This window comes from Brevibacterium sp. Marseille-P9724 (genome assembly GCF_902500275.1).
Taxonomy (GTDB): Bacteria; Actinomycetota; Actinomycetes; order Actinomycetales; family Brevibacteriaceae; genus Brevibacterium.
This window is the reverse complement of record NZ_LR722994.1, coordinates 110,548-133,315: the sequence shown is the minus strand read 5'-3', so window position 1 is coordinate 133,315 and position 22,768 is coordinate 110,548. Positions and strand designations below refer to the sequence as shown.

General features: G+C 63.0%; 22 protein-coding genes and 1 rRNA gene. All 23 read left to right on the top strand.

The genetic code is table 11. The annotated features are described in order from the left end of the window. Positions 1–196: 196 nt before the first annotated feature. Positions 197–310: ribosomal RNA gene (gene rrf, locus GC119_RS07660) — 5S ribosomal RNA — on the top strand. 306 nt (positions 311–616) lie between these two features. After that, a complete protein-coding gene (locus GC119_RS07655) occupies positions 617–1,651 on the top strand; it encodes a nitronate monooxygenase (RefSeq protein WP_151952825.1) in 1,035 nt (344 codons plus the stop codon). Positions 1,652–1,700: 49 nt separating this feature from the next. Further along, positions 1,701–3,080 (top strand): tetratricopeptide repeat protein, encoded by a 1,380-nt coding sequence (locus tag GC119_RS07650; RefSeq protein ID WP_151952824.1) that lies wholly within the window; start codon positions 1,701–1,703, stop codon positions 3,078–3,080. Then, entirely contained in the window at positions 3,077–4,060 is a 984-nt protein-coding gene (locus GC119_RS07645) for an HAD-IIA family hydrolase (RefSeq protein WP_151952823.1), read from the top strand. Before GC119_RS07650 ends, GC119_RS07645 begins: the two co-directional genes overlap by 4 nt. Further along, positions 4,057–4,248, top strand: coding sequence for a hypothetical protein (locus tag GC119_RS07640; RefSeq protein WP_151952822.1), 192 nt, complete (start codon positions 4,057–4,059; stop codon positions 4,246–4,248). The genes GC119_RS07645 and GC119_RS07640 overlap by 4 nt, the downstream gene beginning before the upstream one ends. Beyond that, the gene (locus GC119_RS07635) at positions 4,245–5,132 is read left to right on the top strand and encodes a TlyA family RNA methyltransferase (protein ID WP_151952821.1); all 888 of its coding nucleotides are present in this window, start codon (positions 4,245–4,247) and stop codon (positions 5,130–5,132) included. The genes GC119_RS07640 and GC119_RS07635 overlap by 4 nt, the downstream gene beginning before the upstream one ends. Next, on the top strand, positions 5,129–6,055 hold the full coding sequence (locus tag GC119_RS07630) for an NAD kinase (protein ID WP_070572208.1): 927 nt from the start codon (positions 5,129–5,131) through the stop codon (positions 6,053–6,055). Before GC119_RS07635 ends, GC119_RS07630 begins: the two co-directional genes overlap by 4 nt. After that, positions 6,048–7,757 carry a DNA repair protein RecN gene (recN, locus tag GC119_RS07625; RefSeq protein ID WP_151952820.1) on the top strand — a complete coding sequence of 570 codons (1,710 nt, stop codon included), beginning with the start codon at positions 6,048–6,050 and terminating at the stop codon, positions 7,755–7,757. The genes GC119_RS07630 and recN overlap by 8 nt, the downstream gene beginning before the upstream one ends. A gap of 4 nt (positions 7,758–7,761) precedes the next feature. After that, positions 7,762–8,592, top strand: a complete 831-nt coding sequence (gene steA, locus GC119_RS07620) for a putative cytokinetic ring protein SteA (protein WP_151952819.1) — start codon at positions 7,762–7,764, stop codon at positions 8,590–8,592. A gap of 6 nt (positions 8,593–8,598) precedes the next feature. After that, on the top strand, positions 8,599–9,519 hold the full coding sequence (locus GC119_RS07615; protein WP_151952818.1) for a copper transporter: 921 nt from the start codon (positions 8,599–8,601) through the stop codon (positions 9,517–9,519). A 26-nt stretch (positions 9,520–9,545) separates the two neighbouring features. Beyond that, positions 9,546–10,649, top strand: coding sequence for a hypothetical protein (locus GC119_RS07610; protein ID WP_151952817.1), 1,104 nt, complete (start codon positions 9,546–9,548; stop codon positions 10,647–10,649). Continuing rightward, positions 10,642–11,277, top strand: a complete 636-nt coding sequence (locus GC119_RS07605) for an NUDIX domain-containing protein (protein WP_070572222.1) — start codon at positions 10,642–10,644, stop codon at positions 11,275–11,277. Before GC119_RS07610 ends, GC119_RS07605 begins: the two co-directional genes overlap by 8 nt. Before the next feature lies 1 nt (position 11,278). After that, positions 11,279–12,211 carry a tyrosine recombinase gene (locus tag GC119_RS07600; RefSeq protein ID WP_151952816.1) on the top strand — a complete coding sequence of 311 codons (933 nt, stop codon included), beginning with the start codon at positions 11,279–11,281 and terminating at the stop codon, positions 12,209–12,211. A gap of 81 nt (positions 12,212–12,292) precedes the next feature. Next, entirely contained in the window at positions 12,293–13,129 is an 837-nt protein-coding gene (locus GC119_RS07595) for a ParA family protein (RefSeq protein ID WP_226829360.1), read from the top strand. 92 nt (positions 13,130–13,221) lie between these two features. After that, positions 13,222–14,016 carry a segregation and condensation protein A gene (locus tag GC119_RS07590; RefSeq protein ID WP_226829358.1) on the top strand — a complete coding sequence of 265 codons (795 nt, stop codon included), beginning with the start codon at positions 13,222–13,224 and terminating at the stop codon, positions 14,014–14,016. Position 14,017: 1 nt separating this feature from the next. Then, complete coding sequence (gene scpB, locus GC119_RS07585) at positions 14,018–14,563, top strand: SMC-Scp complex subunit ScpB (protein WP_070572233.1); 546 nt, start codon at positions 14,018–14,020, stop codon at positions 14,561–14,563. Between the two features lie 59 nt (positions 14,564–14,622). Further along, positions 14,623–15,447, top strand: coding sequence for a pseudouridine synthase (locus GC119_RS07580; RefSeq protein ID WP_070572236.1), 825 nt, complete (start codon positions 14,623–14,625; stop codon positions 15,445–15,447). Further along, positions 15,444–16,532 (top strand): prephenate dehydrogenase, encoded by a 1,089-nt coding sequence (locus tag GC119_RS07575; protein ID WP_151952813.1) that lies wholly within the window; start codon positions 15,444–15,446, stop codon positions 16,530–16,532. The genes GC119_RS07580 and GC119_RS07575 overlap by 4 nt, the downstream gene beginning before the upstream one ends. Next, positions 16,529–17,191: a (d)CMP kinase gene (cmk, locus tag GC119_RS07570; RefSeq protein ID WP_151952812.1), complete on the top strand. Its 663-nt coding sequence runs from the start codon at positions 16,529–16,531 to the stop codon at positions 17,189–17,191. Before GC119_RS07575 ends, cmk begins: the two co-directional genes overlap by 4 nt. Beyond that, entirely contained in the window at positions 17,184–18,695 is a 1,512-nt protein-coding gene (der, locus tag GC119_RS07565) for a ribosome biogenesis GTPase Der (protein WP_151952811.1), read from the top strand. The genes cmk and der overlap by 8 nt, the downstream gene beginning before the upstream one ends. A gap of 102 nt (positions 18,696–18,797) precedes the next feature. After that, the gene (locus tag GC119_RS07560; protein WP_151952810.1) at positions 18,798–19,547 is read left to right on the top strand and encodes an SDR family oxidoreductase; all 750 of its coding nucleotides are present in this window, start codon (positions 18,798–18,800) and stop codon (positions 19,545–19,547) included. A 36-nt stretch (positions 19,548–19,583) separates the two neighbouring features. Beyond that, positions 19,584–20,786 carry an acetyl-CoA C-acyltransferase gene (locus GC119_RS07555; RefSeq protein WP_151952809.1) on the top strand — a complete coding sequence of 401 codons (1,203 nt, stop codon included), beginning with the start codon at positions 19,584–19,586 and terminating at the stop codon, positions 20,784–20,786. 242 nt (positions 20,787–21,028) lie between these two features. After that, complete coding sequence (locus tag GC119_RS07550) at positions 21,029–22,723, top strand: AMP-binding protein (RefSeq protein WP_151952808.1); 1,695 nt, start codon at positions 21,029–21,031, stop codon at positions 22,721–22,723. Positions 22,724–22,768: the final 45 nt, after the last annotated feature.

Genomic DNA, 22,768 nt, shown 5'->3' with positions numbered 1-22,768 from the left:
TACTAATACACCAATCACTCACCCAAACAACCCCACACACACTGTGGGGTGTCAAGACGAGTAACACACCAAACACAACACCATCATCACCATGATCGTTGTTCGCGTCCACACCAACCACCCACACACCCATAACACGGGCATACTGGAACACGGTTGGTCACAAACCTTGAGTAATCAATACCCCCAAAGATTTTGCGGTGGTAAAAGCGTCAGGGAAACGCCCGGTCCCCATTCCGAACCCGGAAGCTAAGCCTGACAGCGCTGATGGTACTGCACACACGTGTGGGAGAGTAAGACACCGCCGCAACCACACCACATGGAGGCCCTGACAGGACCTGGTCGAGCAACACTGCTCCCAGAACCCCTGCCAGGGCCTTCACCCATTCACCACCTCAAATCCCACACCCCGATTCATCAAGGGTGCCTTCAATATTGATTCCCGGCCTATGTGTTTTCTGTTGAGCCTGGAAGATCTGATCCCCTGTTGGCCGTGCACACCCGGTACAGGGGATTAGTTGTTGCCCGCGGCAGGCAGCCCGACTGCTCGCGATAGTCGTTTGCAGGCTCGCCGTTTACATGGCACTTTCGGGGCGCTGCTCGGTAGGCTGGCTCTATGTTCGAAGTTGTGACAACTCCCATTGTTCAAGCTCCTATGGCAGGCGGGCCCACAACCCCAGCCTTGGTGAAGGCCGTCAGCGACGCAGGAGGGCTGGGCTTTTTGGCAGGCGGATATTCGACGCCGCAGCAGTTCGAGCAGCAGATCATTGAGATGGGCGACCGCCCGTTCGGCGTCAACGTGTTCGCTCCAGAAAGCCACCGGGCTGAAGACACAGACATTGAAGGGTACAGAAAGGCGCTCGTGCCCGCATTTACGCAGTTCGGCATTGACACTCCGACGCTGCCAAGGTTCACGGACGATGCCTTCGGCCCAAAGATTGACATCGTGTTGCGTCACCGACCCGCTTACTGCTCGTTCACTTTCGGACTTCCAGAACCTCGCATTCTTTCTGCGCTGAAGTCCGCAGGCATTGTTGTGGGCATAACGACAACCACCAGGCATGAAGCAGTGGAGGCAGAGCGGTGTGGGGCAGATTTTCTGATCCTTCAGGGCCCTGGCGCCGGAGGACACAGTGGACAGTTCGACCAGTCCGCGGAGCCCAACGACACGCCTTTGCCCGATTTGCTTGATGAGGTCCGAAGCAGCTCAGCGCTGCCGCTTGTCGCCGCTGGTGGAGTGGGAACACCCGGGGATGCCGCCAGACTGCTTGAGCACGGCGCACGGGCAGTCCAGATCGGCACCCGTTTTCTCACAAGCAACGAAGCCGGAACAAAGTCCTGCCATCGCAGGGCGCTTCTAGAGGGCCTGTATACAGAAACAGTCCGAACGCGGGCCTTTTCCGGCCGTCCAGCCAGAGGCCTGCGCAATGAGTTCATTGACCGCTTCGACGCCGATGCTGTTGTCGGCTACCCGCAAGTGAACGCCATGGTCGGCACGGTGAAAAAGGCTGCGGGCGATGATCCCGCATGGCAAAACCTCTGGGCTGGAACCGGATGGGCTGAATGCAGAGAACAGAGCGCGGCCGAAATCGTGCGGGAATTCGCGGAGCATTTGAACACCCGCCGCCCATCAGCGCCCGGCCGGGCCTGAATTATCTTCGCGATAGACTGTAGCCTGCAGATTTCAATAGGGGAGAGCAGTGGCGAATTCATCATCATCACACGACGGGCAGCGCGGCAGCCGCCGTCCGGACCGCAGCAGCCGCTTTCAGCGCCGCGACTCTGGAACGCAAGGCAAGAGCAGCCGCCGTGACGGGCGTTCCTGGGAAGGCGAACGCCGCGATGGTGAGCGTTCCAAGAAGTGGAACGGTGAGCGTCGCCGTAACGGGCGTTCTTGGGATGGCCAGCGCCGTGATGGTGACCGCCGTAAAAAGTGGGACGGCAAACCGCGCTTCAAAGACAACGGCCGCGCTGATCACCGCCCGAAAAAACGCGACGATCGGCCCCGCTTCAGCGCTCCGCCCATCCCCGAAGGCATCACAGGAAAAGAACTCCCCGGACACGTCAAGAGCGAACTTCGGGGTCTGAGTGCTGAAAACGCCGAGCGAACCGCCAAGCACATAGTCGCTGCCGGTTTCCTTCTCGACACTGACCTGGACCAGGCATACGAACACGCAAAAGCGGCTTCAAGAAGCGCCGGCCGAATCGGTGCGGCCCGTGAAGCGCTCGGCCTCGTCGCCTATCACAAGGGGCTGTATGACGAAGCCGCCCGCGAACTGCGCACGCACAGGCGGATCACCGGCTCCCACGACAACCTGGCAGTCATTGCCGATGCCGAACGAGGCCGCGGCAGACCGCAGAAAGCCATCGACATGTTCGCGGCTGCTGACCGCAGCGCTGTCAGCAAAGACATTTGGCTGGAACTGGCAATCGTTGCCGCAGGTGCCCACTCTGATCTGGGCAAACTGGAAGAAGCGCGGAAAACCATCGAAAGCGTCGGATTCACGGGACACAAACCGGCAAGCGCAATCCGCCTGCTGCAGGCCTACGCCGACCTGCTGCGCGTCAGCGGTGAGTCTGAGACCGCCGACAAATACGACAAGCTCGCGCAGGTCACTGCCGAACGCACGGGCCTGACGGACGCTTCGGAGGAAGTCGACATCATCGTCATCGAGGAAGAACTCGAGGACGAACCCGCTGAGGACGCCCAGACCGAAGAAAGCGCACCGGCGCAAGCTGAGTCTGCGGAAAGCGAACCCGCAGAAGATGCGCCAACAGACTCGGAGGTGCAGGGAGCTGACGAGCCCGATTCTGTCGATGCTGAATCGGCGACGACAGAATCGGCAGATGCTGACAACAAGGGCGACGTCCCGGGTGCTGAAAGCGGCCCCGTGCCAGTAGCCGAAGGCAACACCCTCGAAGATGAAATCAACGAGGAAATGGCCGAAATCATGGCTGATATCGACTCGGCCAAGCCACAGCGGGACACCGAATCCGAAACACCTGAAGAAGGACAGGGCCAGCAGAGCGGCCACATCAAACCGGAGTCGGGAGACACGCCTCCCATGTTTCAGCCGTGACAGGTTGGCTTTTCGATCTCGACGGTGTTGTCTACACCGGCCGGGCAGAAGTTCCCGGCGCCGGTGCGGCACTTCGCGACCTCGCTTCACGCGGGCCCATCGGCTTCGTCACGAACAACGCTTCGCGTTCAAACAGCGCTATGGCCAAGCACATTCGGAGCTTCGGCGTCGACATCGACGACCGCCAGGTCATGACATCCGCTGTTGCGGGTGCTCAGTGCCTCTCAGAGGAACTGGCTGCGGGTTCTCGCGTGCTGATCGTCGGCAGTGAGTTCCTCGCCCAGTGTGTGGAGCAGGCTGGTCTCAAACCGGTTCGGCCAACCGCTGAGCTCATCGATGAACTCGACAGTCGGCGACAGCAGGTTGATGCCGTCCTCCAGGGGCTTGCCGCGAATGTGGGGAACATCGACCTGTGCTGCGCAATTGCCGCGGTTCGAGCCGGAGCGCGATTCTGCGCGACTAACCCGGACCTGCGCATGCCCAAGGAAACCGGATTCTTTCCCGGCAACGGCTCCTTCGTTCGGATTGTTCAGGAATGCACGGGAATCGTCCCGGAGGTGTACGGCAAGCCCGAAGCCACCATGCTCACACTGGCGGCACGGGCTCAGAACATGAGCGGGGCCGTTATGGTCGGCGACCAGATCGCCACCGACATTGCCGCGGGCAAAGCCGCCGCTATGCAGACAGCTCTCGTGCTCACCGGAGTCGACTCCGTCCACTCTGCACTTGCCCTGCCGCCGGCGCAGCAGCCGGATGTGATCGCCTCTTCCATTGCCACGGTCCGCGCCGCCGTCGAAGACACTCCGACCGTCCGATGTGACGCGGACGCCGCACAGTGCGGTGCAGCTCGCGTGCGCTGCGAAAACAGTCGAATCACCCACTCCGGGCCTGACAATCATGCGGTTGCGGCTGCGCTAGCCCTGTCAGCGCACCTGGACCGCCCGTTGGACGCGGGAACCCTGCCGGAGCGCTTTGTATGAGCAGCCCAGAAACACACCGGCCCGATCGGGGAGCCAGCCCACAGCCGCCGCAGGCCCCGAGCAGTGAAGCGGATTCACTGCACGCCGCGCTCGAAGCCGTTCTCAGCGCCGACACACCGGAAGCGGTCAAAGCCGCAGAAGCCCTGACGGATCGCATCGAAACGATTCTCGATGCGCGCTCATCATGACGCTGCGCCTTGATGCTGCGCTCGTGCGGCGCGGCCTCGTCCGCTCCCGCAACAGAGCACAGCGCGAAATCCGGGCCGGCCGGGTTGCCGTTGACGGTCAGACTGCCACAAAGCCCTCGGCCACTGTGAGCGACACCGCAGACATCACCGTGGACAGCGCCGACCCCTGGGTGGCTCGTTCCGCTCATAAGCTCATCGGTGCCCTCGATGCCTTTGCACTCACTCCGAGCGGGCTGAACTGCCTGGACGCCGGAGCCTCCACCGGCGGCTTCACCCAGGTTCTGCTGTCACGAGGTGCCGAGCACGTGTGGGCGGTCGACGTCGGCACGGCTCAGCTTGACCCGGGTCTTCGCAGCAGCCCGGCGGTGACGAGTCTTGAAGAGCACAATCTGCGCAACCTCACCGGCGAATGGCTGGGCGGCAGGAAAATGCAGATGACGGTTGCGGACGTGTCGTTCATTTCGCTGACGCTCATTGCGCAGCCGCTGCTGGAGAACACCGAAGGCGATCTCGTGCTGATGGTCAAACCGCAGTTCGAAGCCGGGCGCAGCGCCTTGGACAAGCACGGCGTGGTCACCGACCCGCAGGCTCGCGCTGAGGCGGTGTGCTCCGTTGCCGAACACGTTGAGAAGCTCGGAGGACAGCTGTGCGGAATCGTCCAGTCTTCGCTGCCGGGTCCGACCGGCAACATCGAATACTTCCTGTGGGCGCACACGGGGCAGACACAGCGGCCCCTGCCATCCGCCTCGGCGGGGCAGAAGCTCAGCCGCGAACGCCTGGCTGCCCACGTCCGTGCGGGAGCCCACCACCCGCTGACCGTGCCCGCACACACAGAGCGAAAGGACAGGCGGGCTGATAGTTTGGGTGGCGAGGAGGCTCGGTGAATCGAAGAATCGTCGTTGTAGTGCATCCGCACCGCCGGAGTGCCCGCGCTGCCGCGCAGACGGTCTGCGCGAGCCTGATAGATCGCGGAATCACACCGGTCATCGCACACCGCGAATACGCCAGCCTGTCATCGTACGGGGATCTTGATCTGTCGGGTATTGAAGTCCTCAGCGATTTCGCTGAACTCGACTCCGAGACCGGCCCCGAACTCGTCATGGTTCTCGGCGGGGACGGCACGATTCTGCGCGCGGCCTCGCACTTCCACGGCACCGGTGTGCCGATCATGGGCATCAACCTGGGGCACGTGGGCTTCCTCGCAGAAGCCGAGCGCAAAGACCTCCATGACACTGTCGAAGCTGCCATCGCCCGCGACTACGTCGTCGAGCAGCGCATGAGCCTCGACATCACCGTCACCCTCGGTGATGAACTGATTCACGAAGACTGGGCGCTGAACGAGGCAACGGTGGAAAAAGACCGCGGTGCTTCGATGATCGAAGTGGTTGTCGGCGTAGACAGCCGCCCCGTGTCGACCTTCGGCTGTGATGGCGTCATCATGGGCACTCCGACCGGTTCAACGGCCTACGCATTCTCCGCCGGAGGGCCGATCATCTGGCCGGACGTCGAGGCGCTCCTCATGGTGCCGATCTCGGCGCACGCGCTGTTCTCCACTCCGCTGGTGGTGTCCCCGTCCTCGACACTGGGTGTCGAGTTCCAGCCCGTGACACCCGGTACGCGAGCAGTTCTGTTCTGTGACGGGCGCTTCCGCTTCGACCTGCCCGAAGGAGCCCGCGTTGAGGCCCGCCGCTCAGCTGTTCCAGTACCGCTGGCCCGCCTGAACAAAGGTGTTTTCACCGACCGACTGGTCGCCAAATTCCAGCTGCCGGTGGCCGGCTGGCGCGGACCGGGGGTGCGCGATGATTGAGGTTCTGCGCATAGAGAACCTCGGAGTCATAAAAACAGCCGAGGTGGAACTCTCGCCAGGGTTGACAGTCGTCACCGGAGAAACCGGGGCAGGGAAGACGATGTTTGTCACCGCGCTTGACCTTCTGCTGGGCGCACGCAGCGGCAGCCACGTAGTCCGAGCCGGAGAAGACCGTGCTGTTGTCGAGGGAATCTTCGACATCACAGGTCAGCCCGATGTTGCCGAACGTGTCGAAGACGCCGGAGGCGAAGCCGAGGGTGAACTCATCGTCACCCGCACCATCCCCGCTTCAGGCCGTGCCCGGGCCACCGCGGGAGGACGCACCGTGCCAGCCGGTCTGCTGTCGGATGTCGGTCGTGAGCTCGTGTCTATGCACGGACAGTCAGAACAGATGACTCTGCGCAGCCGCACCCGGCAGCGCGAACTGCTTGACAGCTTCGGCGGGCAGAAACTTGCCCGGGCGCGTCAGGACTACGCCGCAGCGTACGCCACGTGGACATCGCTGAAAGAAGAACATGCCGAACTGACAGACACTGCGACCGAAAGGGAGCAGCGAATCGAGTTCCTGGAAACCGCGTTGGAGAAGATCGAGGAAGTCCGCCCGTTGGAAGGCGAAGACGTCGAACTGACAGCTCTTGCCAACCGCCTGGCCTCAGCACACGAACTGAAAACCGCGGTCGCTTCAGCACAGGCCTGCCTCACCGGAGCCGACTGGGACGACACCGCGAACGCCGTCGACCAGGTCAATGCGGCAGCCGCGCAGCTCAGCCAGGCAGCCGCCTCGGACGGCACGCTCACAGAACACGCCTCGGCGCTGACCGATCTGGGCCTGCAGCTGTCAGACAGGGCGGCACGACTGAGCGAGTACTTGGCCGGCTTTGACGAGCTCGGGGACAGGTCGCTCGAAGACATCGAACAGCGGCGTGCAGATCTAGGCTCCCTGTCCGCCTACGGTGAGGACACCTCGGCGGTGCTGGCTTTTGAGACACAAGCCGGCGCTGAACTTCTGCGGCTGCGCGAAGCCGGTGAGAGCCTTGCCACAATGGACGCCCAGGTCGAAGCGGCACGAACAGACATGCTTGACAAGGGCACCCGGCTGACCGAGCAGAGGACAAAGACGGCAGAAGAGTTCTCGCAGGCCGTCGGCGCTGAACTCGCGGCGCTGTCCATGCCGAAAGCCTCAATCATCTTCGCAATCGAAGAAGCCGAACCGGCGGTCCACGGCTGTGACTCCGTGTCACTTCTGTTTGCGGCCCATTCGTCTACTGTGCCCGGTGAAATCGGCAAGCTCGCCTCCGGCGGCGAACTGTCCCGCGTCATGCTCGCCATTGAGGTGGTCATGGCCCGCAGCATCACCTTCCCCACCTTCGTGTTCGACGAGGTCGACGCCGGTGTCGGAGGCCGTGCTGCCATCGAGATCGGCCGCCGCTTGGCGCAGCTGGCCCGACACTCGCAGGTCATCGTCGTCACCCACCTGGCCCAGGTCGCCGCGTGGGCTGACAATCACGTCACGGTGTCCAAAGACGATGCGGGCGAAGGCGTTGTCTCCGGTGTTTCGGTTCTCAGCCGGGAAGAACGCGAACACGAACTTGCGCGCATGCTGTCGGGTCTGGCCGAATCTGATTCGGCACGCGAACACGCTGACGAGCTGCTGGCAATTGCCGCGCAGGAAAAATCCTCATTCGACAGCGTGAAAGAATAGCCCTGTGGACACTGCAGAAACTGTTGAAAAAGGACACGGCGGAATCATTGCCGACCTTGTCGATGACATGGCGACCTTCGTCCACGCGCACTCCGACCTCCTGTTCAGCGCGCTGGACCTGCCGGACATTCCCAGGTCGATGTTCAAACGCCAAGCGCTGGTCGTATCTGCCGGATACAACTACAAAGAGGACCTGGCAATGCTCAAGTCCTACATCCGGGAGTACCGCCCGCTGCTCATTGGGGTTGACGCAGGGGCCGACGCCCTTCTCGAAGCCGGTCACCGTCCCGACATCATCATCGGCAATCTCGATGCTGTCGGCGATTCACCGCTTCTGTCAGGTGCTGTGCTCATTGCCCACCACAGCCCGGGCCGTCCGGCCGAAGGCATCCAGCGGCTGGAAAAAGAGGGCCTGCACTACGACGTTCTGAAAACAGCCGGCACCAACGAAGACGCGGGCCTGCTGCTGGCGGATGCTCTCGGTGCGCCGCTCATCGTGGCAGTGGGCTCACCCACTGTCATCGAATATGCCCACGCGGGCGCTGAAAGCCAGCCGTCTGCCTACGTGGTCCGCATGATCCTCGGATCACGCGTAGTCGACGCCAAGGGCGTGTCGCTGCTGTACCGGCAGCGCGCCGGATCCTGGCAGCTGCTGGTGCTCGCGCTGGCCGGTCTGCTGGCACTGGCCGCAGCGCTGGCAGCCACCGAGTCCGGTCGGCTGCTGCTGGAACTCATCGCCGCTCAGTTCGACGGCGTTCTCGGCTTCTTCGGAGGCTGGGGCGCACAGACTGAAGCCGCTCTCCACACCCGCATAGCTCCCTTTATCCAAGGCTGAAAATCCGTGATTGACTTCCGCTACCACCTGGTTTCCCTGTTTTCGGTTTTCCTGGCGCTCGCCGTTGGAATCGTGTTGGGTGCAGGTCCCCTCAAGGCGCCCATCGGCCAGTCCCTCCAGGGCCAAGTGCAGGCGCTGCGCGAAGACCGCGACAATCTTCGCGGCGACCTGGACAAGAGCCGGGCAGAAACCCGCAGTCTCAACGACTTTGTGGAAGCGAACGCGCCGAGCCTCATCGACGACAAACTGCGTGATCGTACGGTTTCGGTCATCCGCGCCGAAGAGGCCGCCAGCGCTGATGTTCGCGGACTTCAGCAGCAGCTGACCGCAGCCGGAGCGAATGTTGTTGAAGGCGGCACCCTCACCAAGACGACATTCTCCCCAGAGGACCCACAGGGCGAGCTGGTTGAAGAACTCCGTGCGCACGTGGACAAAGGCCCCCAGGAACCTCCGCGGGCAGTCGCCAGTGCACTGACCGAGGTGTGGAGTGCTGGCAGCAAAGCCGGATCGCTGTCAGAAGAGGACGCTGAAGCTGTTCTGAAGGTCCTGCGCGACCACGGCCGGATGGTCGGCGGCAAGCCCGGCAAGGCCGACGCCTTCATATTCGTGGCAGGTGAAACAACCGCGGTGCAGCAGCAGGGCCAGGGCGAATCAGCTCAACCAGCTGACGACAGCAGCGCTTACGTCGAGGCCCTGCGGGAAATCCAGGGCACTCTGCCGCTTGTCGTGGCTGGACCGCTGGGCAACGGGGGCCTTGTATACAAGCTTCGCGGCGATCGCTCCGGAACAACTGTCGACGGCATTGAAACCAACGCGGGGGCTGTGATTACGGTATTGGCGACGGCAGACCTCATCGACGGCGGCAAACCGGCCGCATACGGCTTCGGGCAGCGCGCCGAAGAACTGTACCCCGGTATGAAGAAGTAGTCTTGGAAGGCAAGAAGGAGTTACACGTGAGCGACACGCTGGCCCCGCAGAAGCGCATTCTGCATGTTCTGACCGAGGCGTCTTCGCCTATCGCCGACACTGCAGCGACCATCATCGCCGGTCAACTCGAAAGGGGATACCGGGTGGCTGTTGCTTCGCGGCCCGAAGTCTTTCAGGGTCTGAGCGCCCAGCATTCGCAGCTGCGGCACATTGAGATCCCGTCGGGCCCCGGGCCTTTTGACCTGTCGGCTGGAAGATCGGCGTTTCGCCTGCACAAAAACTACCGGCACATCGATATCGTCCACGCGCACGGTCGCCACGCCGCGGTGCTTGCCGGCCTCGGCCTGACCGGTTTGCCCACTCGGATGCACCCGCCGATCATCGCGACGATCGGCCGGGACGAAGACGATTCCGTGTTCGGTGCACAGCACTCGATCGTCGCCCGCACCGCAACCGCGGTGCTCGGCACCACCGAACGGGTTGTCGCCGACTACGAAGACGACGTCGCGGTCGTCCAACGCGCGCAGCTTGTGCGCACCGATGATGACGGCTTCCCGCGGCCCAGTGTTTCAGCTGAGAAGATGCGCCGCAGACTGTCCGCCGATGACGGCCGCATGGTCATCGCCGTGCCGATCGAAGCGAAGGACACGGCAGAGCTCACGGAAGTGGTCGAAGCGGTCGTCGCCCTCGGAAAAACCCAGTCAGATCGCCGCTGGAAGGTTGTATTCACCGGTCGTGGCAGAGTGCGCTCACACCTGGAAAAGCTCTCGCACGCTTTGGACTATGTGACGGTCGCTGCACCGTCGGATGCCGTCAACGTCGTCAATGCCGCCGACATCGTCATCACTTCGGCCCGTATGACAGGCCTGGATTCAGATGATGTCATGAACGTCGGCAGAGCCACCATCGTAGTCGGCAATGAGCGTCTGGCCAGGGCCTACGGTCCGCAGGCAGCGGTTGCGAACACGGCAGAAGAAATCGGCAGGGCGATTGCGGCCTACGCGGGCAGCCCCGCCGCTCGGATCAGCGGAGGCTTTGCGCTTCGCGAACGCGTACGCAGCGGCAACCGCGATCACCTGACCCAAACTCTGCTGGAACTCTACGCCTACGCCGAGAACATCAATGCCTGATCAGCCGCAGCTGGCAGATCAGCCGGTCGACTATCCGGCTTACGCCCGCGAAGTCGTCTTTCGCGGTGCTGTGTGGAATGTGTGCCGCGAAACCGTCGACCTTCCCGAAGCCGCCGGTCTGACCCGTGATTTCGTTGACCACACGGGTGCCGTCGGCATTGCCGCAGTCGATGACGAAGACCGGATCCTCCTCATCCAGCAGTACCGCCATCCCATTCGCCAGCGCGATTGGGAGATTCCGGCGGGTCTGCTCGACGTCCAAGGCGAAGATCCGCTGCTGGCAGCACAGCGCGAATTGGGCGAAGAAGCAGATCTGCAGGCGCGCTCATGGGCCGTTCTTGCCGACCAGCTCAGTTCACCCGGCGGGCTGAGCGAAGTTCTGCGGATCTATCTGGCCCGAGACCTGGCCGAGAGCGCCTCGGACTTTGTTCGAGAAGGCGAAGAAGCCGGGCTTGTACTGCGCTGGACACCGCTGGACGAGGCCTTCGCGGCTGTTCGGGAGGGCCGGATCGGCAACGCCACCGCCCAGCTGGCCATCCTGCACGCCCACGCTTCGCGCAGTGACGACTGGGCGGGTCTGCGGCCGGCTGACTGCGCTTGGCCTGCGTACCGACACCTGCACGGCTGATATGGCCAGGCGAGGAGCCCAGCTGCTCCCGGAGGAGACACCGCGTGGGCTGCGACAGCCCACAGCGGAATACCTCACCATGCTGCGCCTGGAGCGCGGGCTGGCCCAGAACACGATTGACGGCTACGCTCGCGACCTGGCCGACTATTTGCGGTTCCTCCAGGACGAGGGGCTCAATGACTTCTCTCGGGTCGATGCCGAGGTGGTGCGCAGGTATTCGGAAGTGCTCGCCGAAAGGGGAGCGGCCCCATCTTCACGGGCCCGGGCCCTATCCGCGCTGCGCAGATTTCACGCCTTCTATGCCGCCGAGGCCGCCGGCAGGATCGACCCGACTGTCGATGTGCAGCTGCCAAAGGACATCACCCGTCTTCCGAAGGCGCTGACTGTCTTTGAAGTCGAGACGATGATCGCCCAGACCGCGGGGGAGGACCCGGTGAGTCTGCGCGCACGTGCTCTCCTGGAGATGCTGTACGCAACCGGAGCGCGAATCAGCGAAGCCGTCGGCGTTGACATTGACGACATCGACCTCGACGGAGGCGCGGTGCGCCTGTACGGCAAGGGCAGCAAAGAGAGGATCGTGCCGTTGGGCAGCCACGCCGCTGACGCTCTCGGCGCATGGCTCACGCGCGGGCGGACCGCTTTCAGCAGGGGAAACACCGCAGCCGTGTTCATCAACCAAAGGGGCGGAAGGCTGACCCGCCAGTCCGCGTGGGCGGCTGTGTGCGCTGCGGCTGAGGCCGCCGGGCTTTCCGGTGTGACCGCCCACAGCCTGAGGCATTCGTGCGCAACACACCTTCTGGAAGGCGGAGCTGATATCCGCGCCGTGCAAGAGCTGCTGGGCCACGCTTCGGTCTCCACCACGCAGATCTACACCAAGGTCACGGTACAGTCCCTGCGTGAAGTATTTGCATCGGCCCATCCCAGAGCGCGGTAGGCTAGAAGAACAGCCGCACAGAGAAAGGTGAGTGGTGTGGACACGGACACCCAGCAGGAAATCGGCATCGACAACCCTGGAATGGGGCCCACTGGTCGTCCGCTGACTGATTTTCCAGTCCCACCGCCCATTGAGCAGCACGGCCCCGCGCGGATCATCGCGATCGTCAACCAAAAGGGCGGCGTCGGAAAAACCACCACATCAATCAACCTGGGGGCGGCGCTGGCCGAATACGGAAGGCGCGTGCTGCTGGTGGACTTCGATCCGCAGGGAGCGCTCTCCGTTGGGCTCGGCATCAATCCCCACAGTGTTGAGCAGAGCGTCTACAGTCTGCTCATGAATGATGGTGTGGACCCGCACGATGTCGTCCACAGCACCAACATCGAGCGCATCGATGTGCTGCCTGCCAACATCGACCTTTCCGCCGCGGAAGTGCAGCTGGTCGGCGAAGTCGGACGTGAACGCGCACTTGACCGCTCGCTGCAGAAGCTCGCCCCGGAATATGACGTCGTTCTGATCGACTGCCAGCCGTCACTGGGTCTGCTCACCGTCAATGCACTGTCTGCAGCACACGGGGTCATCATCCCCCTGGAAACCGAGTTCTTTGCGCTGCGCGGTGTTGCGCTGTTGGTCGAATCCATCGAAAAGGTGCAGGCCCGAATCAACCCTGCACTCGAAATCGACGGCATTCTGGCCACCATGTTCGCCCCCCGCACCCTGCATTCGCGCGAAGTTGTCGAGCGCGTGGTCGAAGCCTTCGGCGACAAGGTCTTTGAAACCGTGATCAACAGGACCGTGAAATTCCCCGACGCTTCCGTCGCGGCAGAGCCCATCACATCGTTCGCCTCCTCCCACCGCGGTGCCGAGGCGTACCGAGCACTTGCTCGCGAACTCATCGCCCGCGGGGGCGCACCCTGATCGACACGATCGACACCCCCGATTCCGCAGAAGCCGCAGACTCTGCGGATGCTGCGGACGCCGCAGAGGGCGGGTTCACAGTTGAACTCGACATCTTCACAGGCCCTTTCGACGTTCTGCTCGACCTCATTGCCAAACGACGCCTGGACATCACCGACATCGCCCTGGCCGAGGTGACCGACGAATTTCTCGCCTTCACCGCCCAGCTGCGCGACGCGGACCACGCATCAACCACTGCCGGTCTTGAACAGCTGTCGAGTTTCCTTGTGGTGGCGTCCACCCTGCTCGATCTCAAAACAGCCCGTCTGCTACCGCAGGGCCAGTTGGAAGATGAGCTCGACCTCGAACTGCTCGAAGCCCGCGACCTCCTGTTCGCCCGGCTGCTGCAGTACCGTGCCTACAAACAGGTGTCCCTGCTGTTTCGCGAGCAGATGACCGCAGCGGGCATGCGGATTCCGCGCACACCCGAACTTGAAGAGAAGTTCCGTGACATTCTTCCGCCTCTCGAGTTCACGGCAACCCCGGAAGTCATCGCAGCCCTCTACGCCACCGCCATCAGCCGTGACCACACACCGCCGACCGTGGCGGTCGACCACCTCCACCTCGAGCATGTCAGCGTTGCCGAACAGCGCTCCGTGATCCTGGGTGAGCTGGCCAGCCGCGGGCCGATCGAATTCGCCGAACTGGCGACAGACGCCGAAACGACGCTCATCGTGGTTGCCCGCTTCCTCGCGCTGCTCGAACTCTTCAAAGCCCACCTGTGCGATCTTCAGCAGGACACCCCGTTGGGACCGCTGACCGTTATTCCGGTGGTCTCAGGTGATGAGCTGCGCAGCGCGAACCTGGGCGAATCAGAGCAGGACTCGGAGCAGGACAGGGAGGACTGACATGCGCGAAGACTGGTACGAAGCTCTCGAAGCGGTGCTCATGGTGTCTGCCGAACCGCTCACGGCGGACGACCTCGCCCAGGGGCTCGGAATCGATCGGGACTCAGTCGAGAACGCACTTGCGGATCTGGCCGCCGACTACGACGGTTTGGACGGTTCGGTCCGCCGCGGCTTTCAGCTGCGGGCCGCCAACGGCGGCTGGCGCATCAGCTCGCGCGAAGAACAGTTCGGCAACGTCAAGGACTTCCTCGTGCGCGGCCAGTCATCGAAGATGTCGCAGGCGGCTCTGGAAACCCTCGCCGTTGTCGCCTACGCCCAGCCGGTCACCCGCGCACGCATTTCCGCCATCCGCGGAGTCAACGTCGACGGGGTTGTGCGCACCCTGATGATGCGCGGGCTCATCGTGGAAGTCGACGGTGACCACGCCGGGGGAGCACGGCAGTATGTGACATCGCAGGTGTTCCTTGAGTCAATGGGCATCGACAGCCTCGACCAGCTGCCGGACATCGCCCCGTATCTGCCCGAAGACGTTCCCGCCGACGACTGACGCGAAGCGGCGGGGCCTCGCCGGGAACCTCCTGTGCGGCCTCTGCGACAATGGAGGGCATGAGCACGAGAGACTCCCGACTTCCCGGCCACCCCTCAAAGCGGCCCACGCGCCGGAAACGCGCTGAACGCCACCAGCCGTCGCGCGACGTGCACGCAAGCGACGGCGTGCGCCTGCAGAAAGTGCTCGCCGATGCCGGCCTCGGTTCGCGCCGCTCGTGTGAACAGCTGATCGTCGACGGCCGCGTGTCGGTTGACGGCACGCAGGTGCGCGAACTCGGCACCCGCATCGACCCGGAAAAACAGCGCGTCGAAGTCGACGCAATGCCGATCACGACCCACACCGACAAGGTGTACCTCGCCTTCAACAAGCCCCGGAAAGTCGTGTCGTCCATGGGCGACCCCGAGGGCCGGAAGAACCTCGACGACTACGTGGGGGACCGCCCCGAAAGGCTGTTCCACGTGGGCAGGTTGGACTACGAAACCGAGGGCCTGCTGCTGCTGACCAACGACGGCGAACTCTCCAACCGCCTGTCGCACCCCTCCTACGAAATCCCGAAGACCTACCTGGCGCAGGTGCGCGGCACAATCGCCAAGGACGTCAGCGCCCGCCTGCGCGACGGGATCGAACTTGACGACGGGCTGGCCCACGCTGACAGCTTCAAGCTGATCGAAACCACGCAGGGCGTTTCGCTTGTCGAAATCGTTCTGCACGAAGGCCGCAACCGCATTGTTCGACGCATGATGGAAGCCGTCGGCAATCCCGTCATTCGACTGGTCCGCACGAAATTCGGACCCATTGAACTGGCAGAGCAGCGGCAGGGCAAAGTCCGCTCGCTGCGTCCAGACGAGATCGGCGCGCTCTTCGAAGCGGTGAAGATGTGAAAGTCCACATCATCGGGACCGGGCTTCTGGGCACATCCCTCGGGCTCGCCCTGACCAACGCGGGGCACAGGGTGACGCTGGAAGACCTGTCGCCCACCGCGGTCAACCTGGCCGCCGACATGGGTGCGGGAACCCGCGAAAACCCCGCCGACCCTGACGTCGTCGTTGTTGCCGCCCCGCCGGACGTGTGCGCCGGCATCATCGTGAAAGCACTGCGCACGTGGCCGGAGGCAACCGTGACCGACGTGGCCTCCGTCAAGGGAGCCATACTCACGAAGGTGCGCGAACAGACCCGCGAACGCGAACTCGACCGGTACATCGGCTCCCACCCCATGGCCGGACGCGAAAAGTCCGGGGCAATCGCCGCGCGCGGCGACCTCTTCAGTGCAAGCCCCTGGGTGGTGTGCTCCGACGAAGACACTCCGCGGGAGCGCCTGGAGCACATCACCGACCTAGCCGAGGCGGTCGGAGCGGTCGTCATCCACCTCGACCCCGACTTCCACGACTCCTCGGTTGCCAGAGTCTCCCACGCCCCCCAGGTTGTCGCCTCTCTCCTGGCGGCCCAGCTGCGCGATATGCCCGCTGACGGAATCGCACTGGCCGGGCAGGGCCTGCGCGACACCACGCGGATTGCCGAATCCGACCCCGGGCTGTGGACCCAGATTCTGTCCGGCAACGCCGCAGAGATCCGCGTGGTCCTTCAAGACCTGCGCGAGGACCTGGACAGTGTCATCAGCGCTCTCGATCTGGGGCCCGGCGCCTATGCCGCGCTCGCGGGAGCACTCGCGGCGGGCAATGAGGGGCGCGACAGGATTCCCGGCAAACACGGTTCCGCACCCACCCGATACTCCGTCGTCACGGTTGTCGTCGACGACACCCCGGGTGCCCTGGCGCGCCTGTTTGCGGACATCGGTGAGCTCGGCGTCAACATCGAAGACATGCGGATGGACCACGCCACGGGCGTTAAACTGGGCTCCGTTGACGTTTCGGTCCTCCCGGCAAGTGAAATCGACCTGATCAGCGGCCTGCGGGAGCGCGGTTGGCGCCTGCCCGAAGCTGCACTCGAACACGAAGGAACACCATGACCACAGTTGCGATTGACGGGCCCAGCGGAGTCGGCAAATCGAGCGTTTCGCGCGAATCTGCCGCGCGTCTGGGCTTCGGCTACCTCGACACCGGCGCCATGTACCGCGCTGTGGTGTGGCTGTGCCTCAACCGGGGGGTGGAAGAACCCGGTGATGTCGTCGAGCAGATCCGCGGCTGCGACCTCGAGATCTCGACGGACCCGAAGAACTTCTACATCGAAGTGGACGGAATCGACGTGACGGAGGAAATCCGCACCGACGAAGTGACTTCCAACGCCACGATCGTCTCGGCTGTGCCAGACGCCAGGGCCGAACTGATCGAAAAGCAGCGCGAGATCATCCGAGCAGCTGGACCCGGCATCGTCGTTGAGGGCCGCGACATCACAACGGTCGTCGCTCCGGACGCGGAAGTGCGCATCCTCATGACGGCCCGCGACGAAGTCCGGATTGCCCGACGCACCCAGCAGCTGCACGGCAGTGTTGACGAAGCCAGCATGAAGGCGACCGCTGAGAACGTCATCGGCCGTGACAAGAAGGACTCGAAGACGACCAGCTTCCTCTCCGCAGCGGACGGCGTGCACACGCTCGACACCTCAGACATCGATTTCGAGGCATCCGTGCAGGCGGTTCTCGACCTGGTGGAGGCCGCGCGTGGCTGAGGAGTACACCGGAACCCACGACGACGATTTTGCCCGCAGAATCAGCGAAATCAGCGATGACGACGCGCAGAAGCGCGCTGAATCGCTGCTGGCCGGACTGCAGGAATACGATCTCGAAGACGAAGACGCTGATCTTCTCAACACCTACGGGGCGGGTTCTGACGAGGATGACCAAAACGACGGCCCAGCCCCGGTGCTGGCGATCGTCGGCCGTCCGAATGTGGGCAAGTCATCGTTCGTCAACCGCATTCTCGGGCGCCGCGAAGCTGTTGTCGAGGACGTTCCCGGTGTGACACGCGACCGCGTGAGCTATCCCGCTCAGTGGGCCGGACGCAGACTGACAATCGTCGACACCGGCGGTTGGGACATCGACTCCAAGGGAATTGCTTCACGCATTGCCGAACAGGCTGAAGCAGCTGTCGAACTTGCCGATGCGGTTGTGCTCGTCGTCGACGTTCGAACCGGGGTGACTGCAACCGACGAACACATTGTGCGCATGCTGCGCCGCACCAAGAAGCCCGTGCTGCTGGCCGCGAACAAGGTTGACAGTGACAAAGACCTGCTCGGTGCGGCCGAGCTGTGGTCGCTGGGAATGGGGGAGCCGCATCCCATTTCCGCCATGCACGGCAACGGCGTTGCCGACCTGCTCGACGAAGTGCTCAGTGTTCTGCCTGAGCAGTCGCAGATCGATCAGGCCATGGAGCGAGGAGGCCCGCGGCGCGTGGCGCTCGTCGGTCGGCCCAACGTAGGAAAATCTTCGCTGCTGAACAAGATCGTCGGCCACAAGCGCGTCGTCGTCGACAACGAAGCCGGCACCACACGTGACCCCGTCGACGAACTGGTCGAGCTCGGCGGACGGCAGTGGCGCTTCATCGACACCGCGGGCATCCGCAAACGCTCAAAGAACGCGAGCGGATCAGAGTTCTACGCTTCGCTGCGCACGCAGACAGCGCTTGAGCGCTCAGAAGTCGCAGTGGTCCTGTTGGAGGCCAGCGAAGTGATCTCAGACCAGGACATGAAGATCATCCGCAATGTCATCGATGCCGGGCGTGGCCTCGTCGTAGCGTTCAATAAGTGGGACCTGCTGGATGACGAGCGCAGGTGGAATCTGGAACGCGAAATCGAACGAGAATTCGGCCATATCACCTGGGCCCCGCGGGTCAACATCTCCGCCGAATCGGGCCGTCACGTCGAACGCCTTGTCCCGGCCATGGAAACAGCACTCGAAAGCTGGGAGAACCGGATCCCAACAGGCAAGCTCAATGCGTTTCTGGCTGAGCTGGTCGCGGCCAACCCGCACCCGCTGCGGGGCGGGAAGCAGCCGCGCATCCTATTCGGCACGCAGGCCGGCAGCAGGCCGCCGAAGTTCGTGCTGTTCACCACCGGCTTCCTCGATCCGGGCTATCGCCGGTTCATTGAGCGGCGACTGCGGGAGGTCTTCGACTTCGAGGGCACCCCGATTGAAATCTCCATGCGCATCCGCGAAAAGCGCAAAAAGCGCTGAGGCGCATCCTGGACACCTCTTGCGGAAAGTTCTGACTGGGCGATAGAAAAGGAAGCGCACCAGGTTTTCAGCAAAGACGCAGAACCCCCAGGAGGTTATTCCATGGCACGCACGGCAATCGTCACAGGCGCAGCTCGCGGAATCGGCGCGGCAACAGCACAGCGACTCGCTGCTGACGGTCTCAAAGTCGCAGTGTTCGATCTGAAAGAAGACGACACACGTGACACGGTCGAGGCAATCACAGCAGCAGGGGGCGAAGCCATCGGCATCGGCGCTGATGTGTCGGATGAAGCACAGGTGCAGGCGGCCGTGAAGAAAACCGCTGATGAACTGGGCCCGCCGACGGTGCTCGTGAACAACGCCGGCATCATTCTGGACAATCTGCTGTTCAAAATGCCGCTGAGCGACTTCCAGAAAGTGCTCGCCGTGCACCTTGAAGGCAACTTCCTCATGACGAAGGCGTGCCAGGAATACATGGTGGCGGAAAAGTTCGGCCGCATCATATCGCTGAGCTCAACGTCGGCCCTGGGCAACCGCGGCCAGTCGAACTACGCTGCGGCGAAGGCTGGGGTGCAGGGGCTGACGAAAACCTACGCAATCGAACTGGGCAAGTTCGGGGTGACCGCCAACGCCATAGCTCCCGGATTCATCCAGACTGACATGACGAAAGCCACCGCCGAGCGCGTGGGCATGGACTTCGATTCCTTTGTCGAACAGGCTGTCAGCGCCATCCCGGTGGGACGCGGCGGTGTGCCCGAAGACATCGCAAACGCCGCGGCGTTCTTCGCTTCGGAAGCCAGCAGCTTCGTGTCCGGTCAGGTTCTGTACGTAGCAGGCGGACCCCGCGGCTGAGCTATAGGCCGAACGACACCCCACACAGGAGGACACATGACAGACGCAGTTATCGTCTCGACGGCACGCACACCCATTGGCAAGGCCTACCGGGGAGCGTTCAACAACACGATGCCGCAGGAGCTTGCAGGCCACGCAATTAAGCACGCGGTCCAGCGGGCCGGGCTGGAAGGCCCCGAAGTCGACGATGTGATTCTCGGCGCAGCCGTCCAGCACGGCGCTCAGAGCACCAACCTTGGCCGACAGGCCGCCATTCGGGCGGGCCTTCCCACCGCGGTATCGGGCATGACGATCGACCGGCAGTGTGCATCGGGCCTCATGGCGATTGCCACAGCGGCCAAGCAGATCATCGTCGACGGCTTCAACATCGCCGTGGGCGGGGGAGTCGAGTCGATTTCGCTGGTGCAGAACGAACACTTCGCCGACCAGTACCGATCCCGCGACCCCTGGTTTGCAGAGAACCAGCCGGACCTCTACATGCCGATGCTGAAAACCGCTGAGGTCGTCGCAGCCCGCTACGGGGTGTCACGCGAAGAGCAGGACGAATACTCGCTCCAATCGCAGATGCGCACTGCTGCGGCTCAGGACGCCGGGCGCTTTGACGACGAAATCGTTCCGCTGCCCTCCGTCAAGCTCGTCCAGGACAGAGAGACCAAGGAAATCTCCGAGGTTGAGACCGTGCTGGAACACGATGAGGGCAACAGGCCTTCCACCACCCTGGAGGGCCTGGCTGGTCTGAACCCGGTCCTGCCGCCGGGCGACTACTCCGAGAACCCGACGATCACCGCCGGCAACGCTTCACAGCTGTCCGACGGAGCATCGGCCTCCGTCCTCATGTCCAGTGAAGAAGCATCCCGCAGGGGCCTTGAGCCGCTCGGGGTCTACCGCGGCATCGCAGTCGCCGGACTCAACCCGGACGAAATGGGCATCGGACCTATCTACGCAGTGCCCAAGCTGCTGAAGCAACACGGCCTCACAGTGGACGACATCGGTCTGTGGGAGCTCAACGAAGCCTTCGCGGTGCAGGCGCTGTACTGCCGTGATCGTTTGGGCATCGACCCTGAGAAGTTCAACGTCAACGGCGGGGCGATCTCCGTTGGCCACCCCTACGGAATGTCCGGTGCTCGCCTCACAGGCCATGCACTGTTGGAAGGCAAGCGCCGCGGGGTCAACTACGTTGTCGTCACCATGTGTGTGGGCGGCGGTATGGGAGCCGCTGGACTTTTCGAAGTTGCCTGAACCGAATTGAACTGACTGCAGCGTGTGGGAGCCCGGCCGGGCTCCCACACGCATTTGGGGCACAAGCTGGCGGTGCATCTGCTTTCAGACCACTGCCAGAACGAGGGGCAGAGGCACCACGGTCTCAGGTTGGGTCTGGAAGTTCAGGCAGAGCCCTTACAAAGTCGCCCCGCATATCATATTGTTTTGGGGCGAAGGCTCTTTGCACACACCGTGATTCACAACGACGTGAAAGGACAACCATGAGCTGGTTCGACGACCGTCCCTGGCTGAAAACAGGGGCACAGCACGAAGGCTATGGCCGAACGATCCCCGACACCACGATGCTTCATCTGCTTGACGAAGCGGTGCGCACCAACCCTGATGGTCCCGCTATCCGCTATTGGGGCACGACCATCACCTACCGCGAGTTCGACGCATACGCGCGTGCTTTCGCCCAGGTGCTCGCTGATGGAGGTTTCGGTGCCGGAGACAGGCTGGCACTGTACCTGCAGAACGTGCCCGCCTTCCCGATTGCTGTGTTCGCCGCGTGGAAGTTCGGCGGACAGGTCGTCCCGCTGAACCCCATGTACAGGGGAGAACTCGAACACATCTTCAGCGATTCGCAGCCCAGCGCAATCGTCGCCTCCGCCCACGCTTGGAATGACAGGGTCAGCAGCTGGGCCCAGCACATCCCGCAGATCTTCACCGTCAGCGAAGACGACTTCATTCCCGGCGAAGTTCCCGCTGTCATCGCACCGCTTCTGGAGAACACGGAGACCGCGCAAACTGATTTCCTCAGTGCCATAAACTCTGCCCTCCAAAGCGGAAACACAGACAGTGTCCCAGCACAGCCTCCGGTCGGTCCGCGCGATCCCGCCATGATCGGCTACACATCAGGGACCTCCGGACGCTCCAAAGGGGCTGAGATCCTGCACGTGGGCATCGCCCACAATGCGCAGATGGCCCGGGTCCAGAACGACTACGGGCCGGAACACTCATACTTCACCCTGGCACCGGTGTTTCACATCACGGGCTTTGTCACCCAGATGCTCGCCGCGGTGGCCTGCGCCAGCAAACTGGTGATGAACTACCGGTTCGAACCGACTTCGGTGCTGCACATGCTGCGCGAAGAAAAACCGCACGCCATGGCCGGCCCGGCAACAGCTTTCCTCGCTCTTCTGGCTCACCCTCAGTTCACGGGAACCGAGTTCGACAGCTTCACGGCGATCAACTCCGGAGGCGCGCCCGTGCCCGAAGCGCTCGTCGACAGGTTTGAGGAGCGCACGGGGCACTACATCGGCCAGGGCTACGGATTGACGGAAACCTCGGGACAGTCGGCTGTTGTGCCGCAGGGCATGCGAGCACCCGTCGACGAGAAAACCGGAACCGTGTCGGCGGGACTGCCGCTGGCTTCTACGTTCTATCGGATCATCGACCTTGACGGTCAGGAAGTCGGCCCCGGTGAGGTGGGAGAAATCTGTGTGAGCGGGCCTATCATCGCCCGATCCTACCTCAACAACCCCGAAGCGACAGCTGCAAACATTCCCGGTGGTGAACTGCGCACCGGGGACGTCGGCTATATGGATGAGGACGGTTGGCTGTTCATCATCGACCGAGTGAAAGACATGATCAACAGCTCCGGCTACAAGGTCTGGCCGCGCGAAGTCGAAGACGTGCTGTACCGGCACCCGGCGGTGATGGAAGCCGCGGTGGTCGGAGCGCCTGATGACTACCGCGGTGAAACCGTAGCTGCTTTCGTCAGCCTCAAAGCCGGTGAGCAGGCGACTGAGGAAGAGCTCATCGAGTTCTGCCGAGAGCGCCTGGCAGCCTACAAAGCTCCCCACACGGTGACTTTCATCGACGAAGTGCCGAAGAACGCCAGCGGCAAGATTCTGCGCCGCGAAGTTCGCCGCAGCGCAGCCGAGGCCGCTGAGGCCTCCGACAGCGCACAGTGACGCAAGCTCGCACACGCTGGTCTTCCGGGAGGTCATAAGCCTCTC

Excerpts from the sequence above, each read along its gene's own strand:
- scpB (WP_070572233.1), top strand. The coding sequence starts at position 14,018 with ATGCGCGAAGACTGGTACGAAGCTCTCGAAGCGGTGCTCATGGTGTCT.
- GC119_RS07580 (WP_070572236.1), top strand. The coding sequence starts at position 14,623 with ATGAGCACGAGAGACTCCCGACTTCCCGGCCACCCCTCAAAGCGGCCC.
- recN (WP_151952820.1), top strand. The coding sequence starts at position 6,048 with ATGATTGAGGTTCTGCGCATAGAGAACCTCGGAGTCATAAAAACAGCC.
- GC119_RS07595 (WP_226829360.1), top strand. The coding sequence starts at position 12,293 with ATGGGGCCCACTGGTCGTCCGCTGACTGATTTTCCAGTCCCACCGCCC.
- GC119_RS07605 (WP_070572222.1), top strand. The coding sequence starts at position 10,642 with ATGCCTGATCAGCCGCAGCTGGCAGATCAGCCGGTCGACTATCCGGCT.
- GC119_RS07550 (WP_151952808.1), top strand. The coding sequence starts at position 21,029 with ATGAGCTGGTTCGACGACCGTCCCTGGCTGAAAACAGGGGCACAGCAC.
- GC119_RS07560 (WP_151952810.1), top strand. The coding sequence starts at position 18,798 with ATGGCACGCACGGCAATCGTCACAGGCGCAGCTCGCGGAATCGGCGCG.
- cmk (WP_151952812.1), top strand. The coding sequence starts at position 16,529 with ATGACCACAGTTGCGATTGACGGGCCCAGCGGAGTCGGCAAATCGAGC.
- GC119_RS07555 (WP_151952809.1), top strand. The coding sequence starts at position 19,584 with ATGACAGACGCAGTTATCGTCTCGACGGCACGCACACCCATTGGCAAG.
- GC119_RS07655 (WP_151952825.1), top strand. The coding sequence starts at position 617 with ATGTTCGAAGTTGTGACAACTCCCATTGTTCAAGCTCCTATGGCAGGC.
- GC119_RS07600 (WP_151952816.1), top strand. The coding sequence starts at position 11,279 with ATGGCCAGGCGAGGAGCCCAGCTGCTCCCGGAGGAGACACCGCGTGGG.
- GC119_RS07640 (WP_151952822.1), top strand. The coding sequence starts at position 4,057 with ATGAGCAGCCCAGAAACACACCGGCCCGATCGGGGAGCCAGCCCACAG.
- GC119_RS07635 (WP_151952821.1), top strand. The coding sequence starts at position 4,245 with ATGACGCTGCGCCTTGATGCTGCGCTCGTGCGGCGCGGCCTCGTCCGC.